Source organism: Corallococcus sp. CA054B (assembly GCF_003611625.1).
Lineage (GTDB): Bacteria > Myxococcota > Myxococcia > Myxococcales > Myxococcaceae > Corallococcus > Corallococcus coralloides.
Map to the genome: position 1 here is coordinate 1 of NZ_RAVY01000211.1, position 16081 is coordinate 16081.

Consider the following 16081-nt stretch of genomic DNA (forward strand, 5'->3'; position numbering starts at 1 on the left):
GGACGGGACGGGCGCATGGGGGAAGCGTAGCGGCCGGGAGCGCCGGACACCGGGCTTCGTGAGAGGTGAAGACGGGCAGGTGACAGTTCTGGAGGGGTGCGGTGTTCCCTTCGCCGCGAGGGGCGACGACGCCCTGCTCGAATCCTTTTTCAGGAAGGTCCAGGCGATGAAGCGCAAGGTCGCGGTGTGTGTCGGGGTGCTGGTCGCGGTGGCGGCGGGAGCGGCCGGGGCCGAGGAGCGGACGGAAGGCGCCGCCGCTCCGGAGTCGTACGCCGCCCCCGTGCAGGAGGCACCGGCGCCCACGGCCGTCGCGATTCCCGTCGCGGCGCTGTCGCCCGCGCCCCTCGTGGAGGCCGCGACGGGCGGCGAGCCCGCGCGGCCCGCGGGGACCCCCGTGGCCCGGCAGCGCTCGGACACGGAGGAGATCCACGTCCCGGTGGTGCTGATGGCCCTGCCGCACGTGAGCACGGCGGGCACGGCCACGGAGCGGCTGGTGACCACGTTCGCGCTGGGGGCGCTCGGGACGCATGCGAAGCGGGTGGATGGCGCGGCCATGTCCCTGGGCGCGAACTGGGTGGGCGAGGACTTGTCCGGCGTGCAGCTGACGCTCGGGGCCAACGTGGTGCGCGGCACCGCGTCCGGCGCGCAGTTCGCCGTGGGCGGCAACATCGTCACGGGCGACCTGGAGGGCCTCCAGTCCGCGGTGGGCCTCAACGTGGTGAAGGGCGCGGCGGTGGCCGGCCAGCTCGCCGTGGGTGGCAACGTGGTGGGCGGCGCGCTGTCCGGAGGCCAGTTCTCCGTGGGCGCCAACATCGCGGGCTCGGGCGGCGTGGGGGCCCAGTTCACGGTGGGCGCGAACATCGCGACCGCGCAGTTCAAGGGCGCGCAGTTCGCGGCGGGCGCGAACCTCGCCTCGACGATGTCGGGCCTCCAGGCCTCCTCGGGCTTCAACTACGCGGGCCGGATGGACGGCGCGCAGCTGTCACTGCTCAACGTGGGCGGGGACGTGTCCGGCGCGCAGGTGGGGTTGATCAACGTCGCGGGCAAGGTGGACGGCCTCCAGTTGGGGCTGATCAACGTCGCGCGTGAATCCCAGGGCGAGGCGCTGGGCCTGCTCAGCTTCATCGGCAACGGCCAGGCGAACCTGCAGCTGTGGGCCAGCGACCTCGCGTACACCAACGTCGCGGTGAAGTTCGGCGGCCGGCACTTCCACACGCTGCTGACGCTGGGCTTCAACCCGGGCACGGACACGCACCGCCGCCGCTACGTGGGAGGCCTGGGCTTTGGCGCGCACATCCCCGCGGGGCCATTGTTCTTCGACCTGGATGTCATTGGCAGCAGCGTTCACGCGGACAACCTCTTTCGAGATGGCGACGGCCTGAACGTGCTGGGACAGTTGCGGCTGGTGGCGGGCTGGCAGGTGGCGAAGCGGTTCGCGCTCATTGGCGGCGTCACCGGCAACACGCTCGTGACCTGGGACAACGGGGACCGCTGGGAGGAGCTGGGCATCGGGCCGGAGTGGCGCAGCGTCTCCGACGGGGGGCGCACCACCGTGCGGGTGTGGCCGGGCGTCCTGCTGGGCGTGCAGATCTGACACGGCATTCGATTCGAAGTTCGGGAGGGGAACATGTGGAAGCGTTTGGGAGTCGCCGCGCTCGCGGCGGGGCTGCTGTCCGGTTGCTACTTCACCGATGAGATGCAGGGCGACGGCAACACCGTCACGGAGTCGCGCGTGGCGACCGACTTCTCCACCGTGGAGAACCGGGGCTCGATGGAGGTGGTGATTCGCGAGGGCGAGGTGCCGGACGTGAAGGTCACGCTGGATGAGAACCTCCAGCACCGCGTGCGCACCTTCGTGTCGCCCGGCAACACGCTGGTCATCGAGACGGACGGCTCGTTCGCGCCCCGGGGCCCGGCGCGGGTGGAGATCCTCGTGCCGCGCATGATTGGCGCGACGCAGGACGGCTCCGGCTCCCTGCGCGTGGAGGGCTTCGAGCGGGTGAAGGAGGACGTGAAGCTGGTGGCGAAGGGCTCCGGCTCGCTGAGCTTCTGCGGCGGGGTGCGCACCCTGGAGGCGAAGCTCAGCGGCTCCGGGAACATGGAGCTGTGCGCGGCCGGTGAAGGCCTGGCCGAGTGGGTGGACCTGTCGCAGTCCGGCTCCGGCGACCTGAAGTTCGAGGGGGCCGCGAAGCATGTGCGTAGCCGGACGGACGGCTCCGGCTTCACGACGCTCAAGGGCGTCACCAACCGGCTCGACGCCTGGCTGGACGGCAGCGGTGGCCTCGGGGCCCCGGGCCTGCGGGCGGTGGACGTGAACATCACGTCGAAGGGCTCTGGCACCGTCGCCGCGTACGTGGACGGGGGCGGGGCGGTCATCCTGCTCGACTCGTCGGGGAACGTGGACCTGTATGGCCATGCCCTGTCGACCCAGCTCCGGGTCAACGGCAGCGGTCGGGTCATCTGGCACTGACTAGCTTGTCCTCGACACCCGCGGCGTGCGCGGGTGGGGAGGCAGGCGGGCCATGGCGGTGACCATGCGGGCGATGGTGCTCCACGCACCCGGACAGCGCCTGCGGCAGGAGGAGCGGCCCATCCCGGAGCCCGGGCCGGAGCAGGTGCTGTTGAAGGTGCACGCCTGCGCGGTGTGCCGCACGGACCTGCACGTGGTGGACGGAGAGCTGACGCGCCCGAAGCTGCCGCTGGTGCCGGGCCACGAAATCGTGGCCACGGTGGTGGCGACGGGCGCGAAGGTGGAGGGCCTGACCCCAGGGCTGCGCGTGGGGGTTCCGTGGCTGGGCTGGAGCTGCGGGCAGTGCCGCTTCTGCCGCTCCGGCCGGGAGAACCTCTGCGACACGGCGCGCTTCACCGGCTACGACATCGACGGGGGCTTCGCGGAGTACACCGTCGCGGATGCGCGCTTCTGCTTCCCGCTGCCGCCGTCGTACCGCGACGTGGAGGCCGCGCCGCTGATGTGCGCGGGGCTCATCGGCTTCCGGAGCCTGCGCATGGCGGGAGAGGGCCCCCGGCTGGGGCTGTATGGTTTTGGCGCCGCCGCGCACATCCTCATCCAGGTGGCGCGGCACCAGGGGCGCCGCGTGCATGCCTTCACGCGCGAGGGCGACGCGAAGGGCCAGGCGTTCGCGCGGGAGCTGGGCGCGGTGTGGGCGGGAGGCTCGGACACGCCGCCGCCGGAGCCGCTGGACGCGGCCATCCTCTTCGCTCCCGTGGGCGCGCTGGTGCCCGCGGCGCTGAAGGCCGTGGACAAGGGAGGCGTGGTGGTGTGCGGCGGCATCCACATGAGTGACATCCCGTCGTTCCCCTATTCGGTGTTGTGGGAGGAGCGCGTCGTTCGCTCGGTGGCGAACCTCACGCGTCAGGACGCGATGGACTTCCTGGCGTTGGCGCCGCGCGTGCCGGTGCGCACGGAGGTCCAGGTGTTTCCCCTGTCCGCCGCGAACGAGGCGCTCCAGGTCCTGCGCGAAGGCCGCGTGCGAGGGGCCGCGGTGCTGGACATGACGGCGGCGCGGTAGTTCCGCGCTGGAGCGAGTGCCCGCGCGCCTGTCCGCCTGGATGCTTCGAACACGGGGGAATGCACAGCTTTCGCGGCAAGGGAGGCTGTGCACCCCATGAAAGCGCTTCAGGAGACGGGACCGTTCGAAGGGTACGACTCGGAGATCCACCCGCTGGGCTCGTATGGCGTCTTGATAGGGACCTTCAGCACGACCGTGCTGGGCTTCCTGGGCTGGATGGGAGCAACAGGGCGGCGCCTCCCCGAGCGCTTCAGCGGCGGCGACCTGGCACTGTTCGGGGCCGCCACGCACGTCGTCACCCGGGTGGTGGCGGCGGACAAGGTCACGGCGGTGGTGCGCGCCCCGTTCACGCGATTCAAGGGCAACGCCAGCGCGGGCGAGGTGAGCGAGCAGGCCCGGGGCACGGGGTTCCGTCGCGTGATGGGCGAGCTGCTGGACTGCCCCTTCTGCCTGAGCCCGTGGGTGGCCGCGTCCTTCCTCATCTCCGCCACGGTGCGTCCCCGGCAGACGCGCTTCGTGGCCTCCATCTTCGCCCTGAGCGGCGCGTCCTTCTTCCTCCACCGGGCCTATGAGCTGCTGGGCGAGGGGCTGCACCGCACCCGCGCGCAGGCGCGGCTGCTGCACAAGGAGCAGGAGAAGCAATCCGACGAGGGTGTGCAGTTCCCCGGTCGTGGGCCGCAGGTCGTCGAGCCCGGCCGCGCCCCCATCCCGTCTCCGAGCTGAAGCGAGGCCGCTTCACCGTGAGTCACTGGGCCGCGTCTCTGGCAATGGCTCAAGGGGCCGCGTCGTAATCCGGGCATGCATCTCTTCCTCCTCGTCGGAGGCCTGCTGACGGCGGCCCCTTCCCCTTACCTGGACTCGCGGACGACCGGCGCCGCGTACTGCTACGACCCGGAGAGCCCCGTGCTGCACGAGGCCTTCCGCCGCCCGAAGCCCACGCCCGACACGCGCGTGGACAGCGCCGCGCTGGCGGAGGACGTGCGCTTCCTGCACCAGCTCCTGCGCACCACGTACTCCGGCTGGCCGGAGCTGCTCGCGCACCGCGACTTTGATCCGGATGCCTTCTTCCAGGACTGGAGCGCGAAGCTGGCCGCGTCCGGGCCCACCGTGTCCTTCCAGGACGGCGTGCTCACGCCCACCATCGCCGTCCGCGAGGCACTGACGGACAACCACTTCGGTCCCTCCGGCCTCCTGGGCCTGCTGCGCGAGGAGCCCCGGCTCGCGTTCCGCGAGTACCAGGCTGACGCACCCGCGGGACTTCAACTCACGTCCTGCGACGCGAACGCCGTGGACGGCGCGCAGGCGGACACGCTGCGGGTGGCGCCGGTGCTGAAGCCAGATGGCTCCCGTGCACAGCGGCTCACCGTGTCCGCGCGAGGCGGAGGCGATACGAGGACGCTCCCGTGCGGCGCCACGTCAGTGCCGCTCACGGTCCGCCCCTCGCGTCCGGCCCGGGAGTTCGAGCCGACGGACACGTACACGTACGAACCGAAGGGCGACGTGGGCATCATCACGATCCGTCGCTTCTCAGGACCGCCGGAAGCGGAGGCCGGGCTGCGCCAGTTCGTCGCGGACGCGCCGAAGCACCGCAAGCACAAGCTGCTGGTGTTCGACCTCCGGGGCAACGGCGGCGGCAACGACGGCTACGTGTACCAGTGGCTGGACACGATGGTGCGCGGGCCGTGGTTCTCCTCCGGCGAGGTGTGGATGCACGGCGCCTTCTACCCATGCTTCGAATGGAACTCGCGCGTGCAGCGGCAGGCCATGGATGGACGGTTGGACACGCCGGAGGCGAAGGCCGAACGTGACGCCATCCGTTCGAAGTGGCCGGTGAAGCCGGAGCCCTCGCGGCCCGTGTTCGACAGCGGTCGCGTGGAGGGCCACGCGAAGACGCCGTTCAAGGGGCGCATCGTGGTGCTGGTGGATCGGAACTCCGGGTCCTCGGGGGAGAGCGGCGCGTACGCCCTGCACCGCGCGACGGGCGCGCCGATGGTGGGCGAGCGGACCGGAGGCTTCCTCACCTACGGCAACGCGCCGAGCTTCGTCCTTCCGCGCACGGGGTTCGCGTGGGTGGTGCCCAACAAGCGCAACTACTTCGATGCCCCCGTGGAGGGCGTGGGACACGCCGTGCAGGTGTACCTGGACGCGGAGGAGGTGGGGCGGCCAGTAGCGGAGCTGCTGCCTCGCTTGCGCAAACTGCCATGAGTCAACGTGCCCCATGCAGCGGGGCGCGTGTCCCGTCATGCCCCGTCAAAAGGGGGCCGTTATAGGTGTTTCGTGGGCCCGGGACGTTGGCCGGGCTCATGCAAAGCCTTGAATCCACACCGGCTCCAGAGCACGGAGCCCTACCCGAGGCGGACGATGAAGCGCGCACTGCGAATCACCTACCGGGGCATGGAGACGAGCGACACCCTCAACGAGCACATCCGCGATCATGCGGACAAGCTGGAGCAGTTCTACGACGGCATCACCGGCTGCAACGTGGTGGTGGAGGAGCCACACCGCCACCACGCCCAGGGGCACCACTTCCACGTGCGAGTGGAGCTGCACGTGCCGGGCAGGGACATCATCGCGGACCGGGAGCCGGCGGAGCTCGCGGCCCACGCGGATGCCTACCAGGCCGTCACCGACGCCTTCGAGGCCGCGCGGCGCCAGCTGCAACACCACGCGGACCGCCAGCACGCATACCACCGCTAGTCATTGCAGGCTGACCCCCACCCGCGGGACGACACCGCGCCGCCCGTGGTGCCTCCAGGCGCTACGTCCGGCGCGGTCCTGAAGAGGTCCGCCCTCTCCGCGTTCCACCAGAGGCCGTGGGGATCGCCCCCCTGTCGCACGTCGGTCTGTCGGGGAACACGGGCACCGGACACGGACCCGGCCCTGAGGGCGCGACGCCGCCGGGGCGGGTGCCGGTAGCGTCACGGGGGACGGACACCTCCCAGGAGTCGCTCGGAATGAAGGGGCCTTCTACCCGGGGCTGGCTGCTGCTCGCGGGAGCGCTGTGGTTGGGCGGAATCGGCACGGGCGTCGTGGCGCTGGCCCGGTACTCGATGACGCCGGGAGTCGCGCCCGTGACGGCGGCGACGTGGCCGGAGGGAGCGCGGCTGACGCGTGGGAGCGGACGTCCGGTGCTGGTGATGCTCGCGCATCCGAAGTGCACCTGCACGCGGGCGAGCCTGGCGGAGCTGGCGGAGGTGATGGCGCACGTGGGCGACAGCCCGGGGCGCGAGGCGCTGGAGCGCGTGCTGCGCGAGGACGGCGAGGGAGGCGGCACGCCGGTGTATGGCTGCGCGCTGGAGGAGCGCCAGGAGCTCTGAAGCGCGCGGATGTCCTGCGTTGATCGGATGGGCGCGGGAGCGTGTCTGACGTTTGACGTCCCCAGGGGAGGGTGGTTGGCGCGGTGGAGGCGTCTGGGATTGGCTCCGCGCGCTCTTCCATCCGCGAGGGAACCGCCCATGTCGCTCGACCACTACGTCACCCTGGGCCGCTCCGGCCTGCGCGTCAGTCCCTTCTGCCTGGGCGCCATGACGTTCGGCGAGGACCTGGGTTGGGGCAGCAGCGTGGAGACGTCCAACGCCATCCTGGACCGCTTCATCGAGCGGGGCGGGAACTTCATCGACACGGCGAACGTGTACACGTTCGGGCACGCGGAGAAGATCATCGGGGACCACATCGGGAAGCACCCCGCGAAGCGCGACCGGGTGGTCATCGCCACGAAGTTCTTCGGCAACCTCTTCGATAAGGATCCGAACGGCGGCGGCGCGGGACGCAAGTCGGTGATGGCGGCGTGCGATGAGTCGCTGCGCCGGCTTCAGACGGACTACATCGACCTGTACTGGATGCACGCCTGGGACGCGAACACGCCCATCGAGGAGACGATGCGGGCGCTGGACGACCTGGTGCGCTCGGGCAAGGTCCGTTACGTGGGCTTCTCCGACACGCCCGCGTGGAAGGTGGCGCAGGCGCAGGTGACGGCCTTCTTCCGGGGCTGGGCGCCGCTGGTGGCGTTGCAGATCGAGTACTCACTGCTGGAGCGCACGGTGGAGGGCGAGCTCATTCCCATGGCACGGGAGCTGGGGCTGGGAGTGACGCCGTGGTCGCCGCTGCGCAGCGGGGTGCTGAGCGGCAAGTACACGCGGGAGAACGCGGGCAAGCAGAAGGCGGACCGGGGCGCGTGGGCGGAGGCGTCGCTCAACGAGAAGACCTACAAGCTCATCGACGTGCTCCAGCGCGTGGCGAAGGAGCAGAACACCTCGGTGGCGCGGGTGTCGCTGGCCTGGGTGCAGGGCCGGCCGGGAGTGGCCTCCACCATCCTGGGTGCGCGCACGCTGGAGCAGCTGGACAACAACCTGGGCGCGCTGGACGTGAAGCTCACGCCGGAGCAGGTGAAGGCGCTGGATGACGAATCCCAGCCCGCGCTCAACTTCCCAGCGGCCTTCCTCCAGGGAGCGCCGTCCTTCATGCACGCGGGCCTGCGAGTGAACGGCGTCCAGGCCCCGCCCAGCAACCTGACGCCCAAGGCGGGCACCCCTCGGTACTGAGGTGGAGCGCCGTGTCGGGACGTTCCGTATAATATGTACGGAACGTACGTTTCCCGAGGAACGGCCATGATGGAAGTCAGCATCACCGAAGCGCGCGACGACCTGGCGGAGCTGCTCAACCGGGCGGCCTACGGGAAGGAGCGGCTCGTCCTGACCCGGCACGGCAAGAAGCTGGTCGCGGTGATTCCGTTCGAGGACCTCCAGGCGCTGGAGGCACTGGAGGACCGGCGGGACATCCAGAAGGCGGACGCCGCGCGCCGGGAATCCGAGGGCCAGCCGCGCGTCGCGTGGAAGCAGGTGAAGGCGGAGCTGGGGCTCACGAAGAAGGCGAAGAAACCGGCTAGCGATAGATCTCCCGCCGGTGGCCCAGCTCGACGATCAACACCACGAGCCGGCCGTCCTCGACCTGGTAGATGACGCGGTAGTCGCCAATGCGGATCCGCAGGTAGTCACTGCCCTTGAGCTTCTCCGCGCCCACGGGCCGGGGCTCCGTGGCCAGGGCGTCGATCCGCTTCCCCCTCCTGACATGGCGGGTTGGCAGTGGAAAGCCGAACCCTGTCGGCACACCGGCGCACAGTGTGGAGTGCGGGGCTTTACGTTTCGGGCCTCGCGCGGGGGCAAATGGCCGCTGGAGCGTTCACGGCTGGACGCTCGCGGTGGCGCGAACGGGGGTCGTTCCTAACATCGGCCCCCTGGCAGTGAGTCGTGGTTGGGGCGGTCTGGCGCTGTATGGGCGGCGGGGAGGGTGGCGTGAGCGAGCTACTGACGGGCGATGTGTCTTCGCGGGCGCAGGTGGGCGGTTCGGACTTCTCCCGCGATCCCGAGACCTTCGAAGCCGAGCTGGATGCGTGCCTGGATCGCGCGCTCTCCTCCGAGACTCCCGAAGAAGAGGAGATCGTTCCGGAGTCCTTCGCGACCGGCCCCCTGCGCACGCTGCTCGACCTGGCCTCCACGGAGGAGTCCTGGCTCCAGTCGCTGCCGCCTCCTTCCAATGACAACGCGGAGCCCCAGCTCACGCTGTCCGCCGAGGCCGCCAACATCGTCATCCCGGAGTGGCTGCGCGCGGATGAGTCCTCGTCCAACACTTCGCAGGAGAACTCCTGCGGCGCCGTGACGTCGTGGGATGCCGCGCCGCCGTCTCCCGCCTGGGCCACGCCCGGCTCTCCGGCCGAGGCCTATGCGCCGCAGCCGTGGATGCCGTACGCCCCCGTGGCGCCCGAGCCTCCGCCGCCCGCCATCGCCGATGCGTCCACGCGCATCCTCGGCATGAGCCCCATGTCCTTCGTCAGCGCCGTGGCGATGGGCGCGCTCGCCGCGGGCCTCCTCGTCGTCGCGGGTCTGCGCCTCACGTCGAAGGAGGAGGCGCAGCCCGCGTCGCAAGCTCAGTCCCTGATCAGCGCCGTTGGCACGCCGCACGCCGCGGGCCTCCCGGGCGCGCAGGGCCTTACCGGTGCTCAGCGGGGGACCGGGGCCGTGCACGCCACCGCCTCGGGCGCTCAGGGCCTCGTGGGCGCGTTGCCGGGCATCCCTGGCACGCAGGGCTTCGTGGGCAGCCAGCCGGCCACGCCGGACCTCTCGCAGTCCATCGCGGGCGCCGTGAACACGCCCGCGCTGACGGACGCACAGCGCGCCGCGCAGGCCCTCACGCCGAACACGCCCGCCCTCGCGGGCCCCGCGAGCGCGGGCCTGACCACCGGCCTGCACACGCTGGCCCCGGACCCCAAGCCGTCCACGCAGCCCGCGCCGGTGACGCCGAAGAAGGCCCCCGTGGCCCAGCGCGCGGCCACGCTTGAGGCGCCCGAGGACACCAGCGAGGTCCGTGAGATGTCCTTCGGCAGCGAGATCTCCGAGGAGGAGATGGCCCAGGCCCGTCAGGCCGCCGCCGAAGCCGAGGCCGAGGAAGCCGCGCAGCCCGAATCCGAAATCGACGAGGACTTCGCCCGCGAGCTCGGCTTCACCGACGAAGCGGAGTCCCCGGAGGCCTCCGCCCAGAAGCAGGCCCAGGAGAAGACCGTCTACATCCCGCCGGCACCGACCTCCGAGCGCGAGCAGCTCGCGCCCTCGGACATCACCAACGTGGTCGTCACGAACCAGCCCGCCATCGCCACCTGCGTCCAGAACTTCAAGGCCGGCACCGCGCTGGAGAACGGCGGCCGCTTCCAGATGCGCTGGTCCGTGGACACCGCCGGCTCCGTCTCCGGCGTCGCCATGGAGACCGAAGCCCTGAAGGGCTCCCCGCTCGCCGGCTGCATCGAGGACCAGGTGCGCGGCTGGAAGTTCCCCGTGCACCGCGTCGCCATGAACGCCCCCGTGCACTACCCCTTCGTCTTCTAGCTCCCTGGACAATCAAAACATTCACGGATATGTATATATTCATCCATGAATGTTGACGTCTTCCAGACCCTGGCCGACCCCACGCGCCGCCGCATCGTCGAGGCGCTGAAGGACGGTGAGCTGTCGGTGAACGACCTGGTAGCCCGGGTGGACATCCAGCAGTCGGGTGTCTCCCGTCACCTGGGCATCCTCCAGGAGGCGGGCTTCGTCCAGGTCCGCCCCGAGGGCACGAAGCGGCTGTACTCGCTTCGCCCGGAGCCCTTTCAGGAGCTCGATGCCTGGGTCACCGGGTATCGCGGCCTCTGGGAGGCCCGCCTCGACCGGTTCGGCCAGGCGCTCGAACGGAGACGCAAGGCACGCACGGACGCCCCCAAATCCGAGGAGGAACCCCCATGATGACCGCAACCGGCAACCGCAGCACCGTCACCTTCGACCGCAGCTACACAGCGACGCTCGACGAGGTCTGGGAGCTGTGGACCACGAAGGACGGCTTCGAGTCCTGGTGGGGCCCGGAGGGCTTCTCCGTGAAGGTGCACGAGTTGGACGCCCGTCCGGAAGGCCTGCTGCGCTACGACATGATCGCCACCGCGCCGGAACAGGTCGCCTTCATGAAGCAGGCGGGCATGCCCCTCTCCACCCCGAGCAGCCTCACGTACACGGAGCTGACGCCAAAGACGCGGCTCGCGTACCGGCACGCGGTGGACTTCATCCCCGGCGTCGCGCCGTACAACGTCTCCTCGGTGGTGGAACTCCAGGTGAGCGGCAACACCGTGCGGATGACCGTGACCATCGACACCATGCACAGCGAGGAGTGGACGAAGCGGACGTCCATGGGCTGGTCGAGCCAGCTCAACAAGCTCGACAAGCGGTTCCAGCGTTAGATTGGCGCATGGCCGCGCGGGAGGACCCAGACCCCATCGAGTTGCACCTGTGTCACCGTTGCCTGATGAGGCTGCCGGTGGACGCGGGCGGGGTGGACCTTCCGCGCCGGGTGCGTGAAGCCCTCAAGGCCCACGGCCTGGCGGACAAGACGCAGCTCATCCCCGCGTCCTGCCTGGGTCACTGCCCCACGGGGAAGGTCACCGTGCTCGTGGTCCCCGACTCAACGGCGCGGGGCACGCACGCGAAGCTCATCGACCCGAAGGAGGACGGCGAGGACCTCGCGAGACACCTGGACGCGCAACTCGCCCGGGGCTCGAAGAAAGCCGGGCCGCCTTGAGCAGGGCCTCCATCATGGGCACGCAGCTCGCGGTCCCCGTGCCGGCAATCGCATAGGCTGTGCCGTGGTCCGGCGACGTGCGAGGCACCGGCAGGCCCAGCGTCACGTTCACCGTGCGCTCGAAGTCCAGCGCCTTGGCCGGGATGAGCCCCTGGTCGTGGTACATGGCCAGCACCACGTCGTACTTCGCGCCGACCTCATCGGGCCGCGCGAACAGGCCGTCCGCGGGGATGGGCCCGTGCGCATCCACCCGCTTCGCCCGCGCGAGGCGGATGGCGGGCCCAATCACCTCCACCTCCTCGCGCCCCAGCATCCCGCCCTCGCCCGCATGGGGGTTGAGCCCCAGCACGGCGATGCGCGGCTTGCGGCCCACCACCGGCTCCAGGCTGCGCGAGAGCAGTTGAAGCTGCGCCACCAGCTTCTCCACCGTCAGCAGCTTGGGCAGCGCGGAGATGGGGACGTGGTTCGTCGCCAGCGCGATGCGCACGCGCGGCCCGTCCATCATCATCAACACGTCCACGCCGAACGCGTCCGCCAGCACCTCCGTGTGGCCCATGAACGGGATGCCCGCGCGCGAAATCTCCTCCTTCGACACGGGCGCGGTGCACAGCGCGTCCACCGTCCCGGCGCGCATCGCGTCGATGGCGGCGCGCACGTACGCGTACTGCGCCTCGCCGCCTTCACGCGTGGGCTTGCCCGGCACGCGGTGCTTCGGCGGAAGGTGCGTCACCTCCACCACCGCGGGCCCTGTCGTGCGGCCCAGGTCCTCCAGGGCCACGCGAGGGAAGCGGCGGAAGAGGGGGAAGCCCTCCAGCGTGGGCCCGTCGCCGAAGACCACCGGCACCAGCGCGCGGCGCACCGCGGGCTTCGCCAGCGCCAGGGCCGTCACCTCCGGCCCGATGCCCGACACGTCCCCCAGCGAGATGCCCACGCGGGGGCGCGTGTCCGCCGTGGCCACCGCGCTCACATCTTCACTTCGACGTTGGCCTTCGAGCGCAGCTCCTGGACGTACTGGTCCAGGAACTTCTCCGTCTTTTCGTTGAGGAGCTTGGACTCCAGCTTGGGCTTCATCTCCTCGTAGGAGGCCACGGCCACGTTGCGGCGCTCCTCCACCTTCAGGATGTGCCAGCCGAAGTTGGTGCGGATGGGCTCGCTGACCTCACCCTCCTTGAGGTTGAAGGCGGCCTTCTCGAAGGCGGGCACCATCACGCCGCGCTTGAAGTAGCCCAGGTCGCCACCGTCCGCCGCGCTGGGGCCCTCGCTGCGGGCGCGCGCCAGGGACGCGAAGTCCATGCCCGGCCGGCGAGCCTCCTGCGCGATGCCCTCCGCCTTCTGCTTCGCGGCGGCCACCTGCTCTGGCGTGGCCTTGGCGTCCACCTGCACCAGGATGTGGCGGGCGTGCACCTCCACGTCCTCGCTCTCCATGCGCGTGTACTGCGTGTACGCGGCCTTCAGGTCCTCCTCGGTGACCTTCACCTTGGGGCCCACCTTCATGCGCAGGAGCTTGTCGCGCACCACGCGCTTGCGGAGCATGTCCTTGTAGCCGGCGAGCGTGAAGCCCTCGTTCTTGAGCAGCTGCTCGAACTGGCTCATGTCGCTGACGTTGTTCTGCTTGAGCACGTCCTGCACCAGCTCATCCACCTCCGCCTCGGAGGTGGTGATGCCCAGCTGCTGGACCTCCGACTCCATCAGCTTCTCGCCGATGAGCGTGTCCAGCGCGGTCTTCATCAGCTGCGCGCGGGCCTCGGCGCGCTTGTGCGGATCGATTTCGGAGTTCACGCGCTGGAGCTCCGGCGCGGCGCGCTGCTGCACCTCCGACAGCGGGATGATGTCGCGGTTCACCACCGCCGCCACCTTGTCCACCAGCTCCGCGCGGGCGGACGTCGCCCCCGTGAAGAGCATCACCGCCGCCAGGAACGCCACCAGGTTCTTCATCGCAACGACCCTCTTGAGACAAACGCCGGGAGCCCAACAGGCCCGCTCCCGGAAAAGTCCTTCACTTCGCCGCCTGCGGCGCCGGCCGCCCGCGGATGGTCTGCAGCGTGGCCTCGTTCACCACCACCTGGGCCTTGTCGCGCAGCTCCTTCTCGAAGGCCTCCTGCGCCGCCGCCCGCTTGGCCTCCAGCAGACGCCCCTCCACCTTCGAGCGCACCTCCACCAGCTCCCGCTTCCTCGGCGACCTGCGCTCCAGCACCTTGAACAGGTGGTAGCCGTACTCCGTGGACACCACGTCCGAAACCTGCCCCACCCCCAGCTTGAATACCACCTCGTCGAAGGCCGGAGGCATCTGTCCCCGGGGGAAGAAGCCCAGGTCGCCCCCCACCTTGGCGTCCGCGCTGAGTGAATAGCGCCGCGCGAGGTCGGAGAACTTCTTGCCCGACTTGAGCTGCGCCTGGAGCTTGCGCGCCTCGTCCAGCCCCTTCACCACCATCTGCGCGGCGTGGACCTCCTCCGGCTCCTGAAAGTCCGCCTCGTGCGCCGCGTAGTACGCGCGCAGCTCCTCCTCCGTCACCGCCACGCGCGAATAGACGTGGTGGGTGAAGAGCTTCTCGATGGTGAGCCGGCTCGCCTCGCGCGCGCGCAGCTCCGCCATGGACAGCTGCCCCTGGGCGAGCACTTCATTGAAGTTGCCCGCCGGGTAGTCGCCAGACAGCCGCAGCACGCCGCGGTCCACCTCTTCGGGCGTCACGGCGATGTTGTTCTGCTTCGCCGCCTGGAGCAGCAGCATCCGCTTCACGAGCGTGTCCACGAGCGCCCGCTTGAAGGGCTCCACCTCTTCCGGCGTGGGCTCCGGCCCTTCCGTGGTGGCCAGCTCCCGCGCCAGCTCCTGTTCGAAGTCCGCCCGGCTGAGCGACTCGCCGTTCACGGTGGCGACCACCGTGGGGTCCGGCCCCTCCTGGGCCTGCGGCCGGCAGCCCGTCAGCCCCAGGATTCCGAGGGTGAGAGCAGCGGACCACGACAGCAGGGAGGCGCGGAAGGAAGCGGGACGCATGCGCGGAGGCCTCGGGGGAGGGGACAGGGGACCTTCCACGGTGGTGCCGGGCCGCTGGGCTTTCAAGCGGGACGTCACGGCCGGGATGGGAAGCGAACGGATGGGCCCATGGGACGGCCTTCCGGGTAGCACGCCAAGGCGGGCCCGGACAACCCGCGCCCGGAGGGCTTCCCCCTGGAGCGAGGGGGCTAGAGCGGGGTGGCGTTGGAGGACAGGAAGGCCTCCACCTGGGGAAAGATTTCGTCCGGCGCCTTGCGGCCCAGAATCAGGTCCGCGTGGCCGTAGTCCGCCGCGAAGCCGTGGCCGCGCCCGGCGACCAGCATCTTCACGGGGCCGCCCAGGTGCTCCTTCGCCCGGGCCACCGCCAGCGGCGGCGCGAGCAGGTCCCGGCTGCCGGCGATGAGCAGGAAGGGAATCCTCACCCCGGCGAGCGGCTCCCGGTAGTCGAAGCTGCCGTCGAACGTGGTGAACTGGCTGGTGGTGATCCACCGGGCGAACTGCCGTCCCACGCCCCCGGCCACGTCCGCCGGCACGTTGGCCAGCGCCCAGCGCACCACCTGCGGATCCATGTTGTCCGCCAGCATCATGTACCGGGTGAGCGGCCCTGGAGGCGCCCCGAAGAAGGCGATGCTGGTGACGCGCCGGGTGGGGATGACCTTGAGCTTGAGCACGGGCTCGACCCGCTGCACGAACGCCCGCAGGCCCGGCTGCACCGCGAAGGTGAAGGGCGCACCCAGGGACACCGCCGCCTTCACCGGCGCCTGGGGGTTCCTGGCCAGGTGGGCGTAGAGCATCAGGCCGCCCTTGGAGTGGCCCACCCAGAGCACTTGCTGGGCACCGGTGGACATCACGGTGCGCAAAGCCGTTCTCACGTCGTGCTCGGCTTGGTCGTCGAAGTTCCAGTCCGCGCAGGCCCCGGCGAGCCCCCGGCCGCGCAGCTCGATGACCCAGGTCTCGAACCCCGCCCGCGCCAGGTAGCGCGCCAGGCTGTACTGCTCGTTGAAGTCCATGTGGAAGCGGTTGGCTCCCAGCCCGTGGCACAGCAGGACGGGCTCCGCGAACCGGCGCTCCCCTCGAGGGTGGTAGCGCCCCAGCGCGATGGCCGCTCCGTCGTCCGTGGGCACCCGGTACAGCTCGTCCGGCTTGAACGAGAGGGTCAGCAACCCCTCCTTGCTGCGCTCCACCGCCTTGGTGAAGAGGTCCGCCATCCGGCTCAACCGGGGTGCTGATGCCTGTCGTGATGTCACCCCTTCAGTCTACGCCCTACGCCCGGACGATGCCGGGGTGTCGCGGGCGGACTTTCGTGGGACGGCAGGACAGTTGCAGGGGATGTGCGTCCATCGCGGGGAGGTCGTGGAAATGGGGCAGGGCCGGGGTGTCAGGGAAGCGTTGTCGTCCTTCATCGCCACAGTTTTTCCCACAGACACACTGCTGGGTGCCCACGGACGACGGAGCGGCCATCGCG

General features: G+C 70.4%; 18 protein-coding genes. 13 read left to right on the forward strand and 5 right to left on the reverse strand.

Annotation, left to right across the window (positions count from 1 at the left end; all coding sequences use genetic code 11):
• Positions 1–166 precede the first annotated feature (166 nt).
• The 9 genes from D7V80_RS34405 (at position 167) to D7V80_RS34445 (ending at position 8488) form a co-directional block, all read left to right on the forward strand.
• Entirely contained in the window at positions 167–1594 is a 1428-nt protein-coding gene (locus tag D7V80_RS34405) for a hypothetical protein (RefSeq protein WP_120592123.1), read from the forward strand.
• Positions 1595–1627: 33 nt separating this feature from the next.
• Positions 1628–2470: a GIN domain-containing protein gene (locus D7V80_RS34410; protein WP_120592124.1), complete on the forward strand. Its 843-nt coding sequence runs from the start codon at positions 1628–1630 to the stop codon at positions 2468–2470.
• Positions 2471–2522: 52 nt separating this feature from the next.
• Positions 2523–3530 carry a zinc-dependent alcohol dehydrogenase family protein gene (locus tag D7V80_RS34415; RefSeq protein WP_120592125.1) on the forward strand — a complete coding sequence of 336 codons (1008 nt, stop codon included), beginning with the start codon at positions 2523–2525 and terminating at the stop codon, positions 3528–3530.
• A 96-nt stretch (positions 3531–3626) separates the two neighbouring features.
• Positions 3627–4253 carry a DUF1360 domain-containing protein gene (locus D7V80_RS34420; protein WP_120592126.1) on the forward strand — a complete coding sequence of 209 codons (627 nt, stop codon included), beginning with the start codon at positions 3627–3629 and terminating at the stop codon, positions 4251–4253.
• A gap of 75 nt (positions 4254–4328) precedes the next feature.
• Complete coding sequence (locus D7V80_RS34425) at positions 4329–5735, forward strand: S41 family peptidase (RefSeq protein ID WP_120592127.1); 1407 nt, start codon at positions 4329–4331, stop codon at positions 5733–5735.
• A gap of 156 nt (positions 5736–5891) precedes the next feature.
• Positions 5892–6227: an HPF/RaiA family ribosome-associated protein gene (locus D7V80_RS34430; RefSeq protein WP_120592128.1), complete on the forward strand. Its 336-nt coding sequence runs from the start codon at positions 5892–5894 to the stop codon at positions 6225–6227.
• Positions 6228–6484: 257 nt separating this feature from the next.
• On the forward strand, positions 6485–6847 hold the full coding sequence (locus tag D7V80_RS34435) for a hypothetical protein (RefSeq protein ID WP_120592129.1): 363 nt from the start codon (positions 6485–6487) through the stop codon (positions 6845–6847).
• A gap of 138 nt (positions 6848–6985) precedes the next feature.
• Positions 6986–8071 carry an aldo/keto reductase gene (locus D7V80_RS34440; RefSeq protein WP_120592130.1) on the forward strand — a complete coding sequence of 362 codons (1086 nt, stop codon included), beginning with the start codon at positions 6986–6988 and terminating at the stop codon, positions 8069–8071.
• Between the two features lie 66 nt (positions 8072–8137).
• Positions 8138–8488 carry a type II toxin-antitoxin system Phd/YefM family antitoxin gene (locus D7V80_RS34445; protein ID WP_120592131.1) on the forward strand — a complete coding sequence of 117 codons (351 nt, stop codon included), beginning with the start codon at positions 8138–8140 and terminating at the stop codon, positions 8486–8488.
• Here the strand turns inward: D7V80_RS34445 and D7V80_RS44035 are convergent.
• On the reverse strand, positions 8412–8636 hold the full coding sequence (locus tag D7V80_RS44035; RefSeq protein ID WP_370452586.1) for a type II toxin-antitoxin system RelE/ParE family toxin: 225 nt from the start codon (positions 8634–8636) through the stop codon (positions 8412–8414). The two genes, D7V80_RS34445 and D7V80_RS44035, sit on opposite strands and share 77 nt — an antisense overlap.
• Positions 8637–8821: 185 nt before the next feature.
• Here D7V80_RS44035 and D7V80_RS34455 point away from each other — a divergent pair, with 185 nt between their 5' ends.
• The 4 genes from D7V80_RS34455 to D7V80_RS34470 are packed head-to-tail and all read left to right on the forward strand — an operon-like array spanning position 8822 to position 11624.
• Positions 8822–10405, forward strand: coding sequence for an AgmX/PglI C-terminal domain-containing protein (locus D7V80_RS34455; protein WP_147447303.1), 1584 nt, complete (start codon positions 8822–8824; stop codon positions 10403–10405).
• A gap of 45 nt (positions 10406–10450) precedes the next feature.
• Entirely contained in the window at positions 10451–10801 is a 351-nt protein-coding gene (locus tag D7V80_RS34460; RefSeq protein WP_120592134.1) for a helix-turn-helix transcriptional regulator, read from the forward strand.
• Entirely contained in the window at positions 10798–11286 is a 489-nt protein-coding gene (locus tag D7V80_RS34465) for an SRPBCC domain-containing protein (protein WP_120592135.1), read from the forward strand. The genes D7V80_RS34460 and D7V80_RS34465 overlap by 4 nt, the downstream gene beginning before the upstream one ends.
• Before the next feature lie 8 nt (positions 11287–11294).
• The gene (locus tag D7V80_RS34470) at positions 11295–11624 is read left to right on the forward strand and encodes a hypothetical protein (protein ID WP_120592136.1); all 330 of its coding nucleotides are present in this window, start codon (positions 11295–11297) and stop codon (positions 11622–11624) included.
• Here D7V80_RS34470 and pdxA read toward each other — a convergent pair.
• The 4 genes from pdxA to D7V80_RS34490 form a co-directional block, all read right to left on the reverse strand.
• Complete coding sequence (gene pdxA, locus D7V80_RS34475; RefSeq protein WP_120592137.1) at positions 11536–12591, reverse strand: 4-hydroxythreonine-4-phosphate dehydrogenase PdxA; 1056 nt, start codon at positions 12589–12591, stop codon at positions 11536–11538. The genes D7V80_RS34470 and pdxA overlap by 89 nt on opposite strands.
• On the reverse strand, positions 12588–13559 hold the full coding sequence (locus tag D7V80_RS34480; RefSeq protein ID WP_120592138.1) for a peptidylprolyl isomerase: 972 nt from the start codon (positions 13557–13559) through the stop codon (positions 12588–12590). Before D7V80_RS34480 ends, pdxA begins: the two co-directional genes overlap by 4 nt.
• A 61-nt stretch (positions 13560–13620) precedes the next feature.
• Complete coding sequence (locus tag D7V80_RS34485; RefSeq protein WP_120592139.1) at positions 13621–14616, reverse strand: peptidyl-prolyl cis-trans isomerase; 996 nt, start codon at positions 14614–14616, stop codon at positions 13621–13623.
• Positions 14617–14804: 188 nt separating this feature from the next.
• Positions 14805–15824 (reverse strand): alpha/beta fold hydrolase, encoded by a 1020-nt coding sequence (locus D7V80_RS34490; RefSeq protein ID WP_120558772.1) that lies wholly within the window; start codon positions 15822–15824, stop codon positions 14805–14807.
• Positions 15825–16081 lie beyond the last annotated feature (257 nt).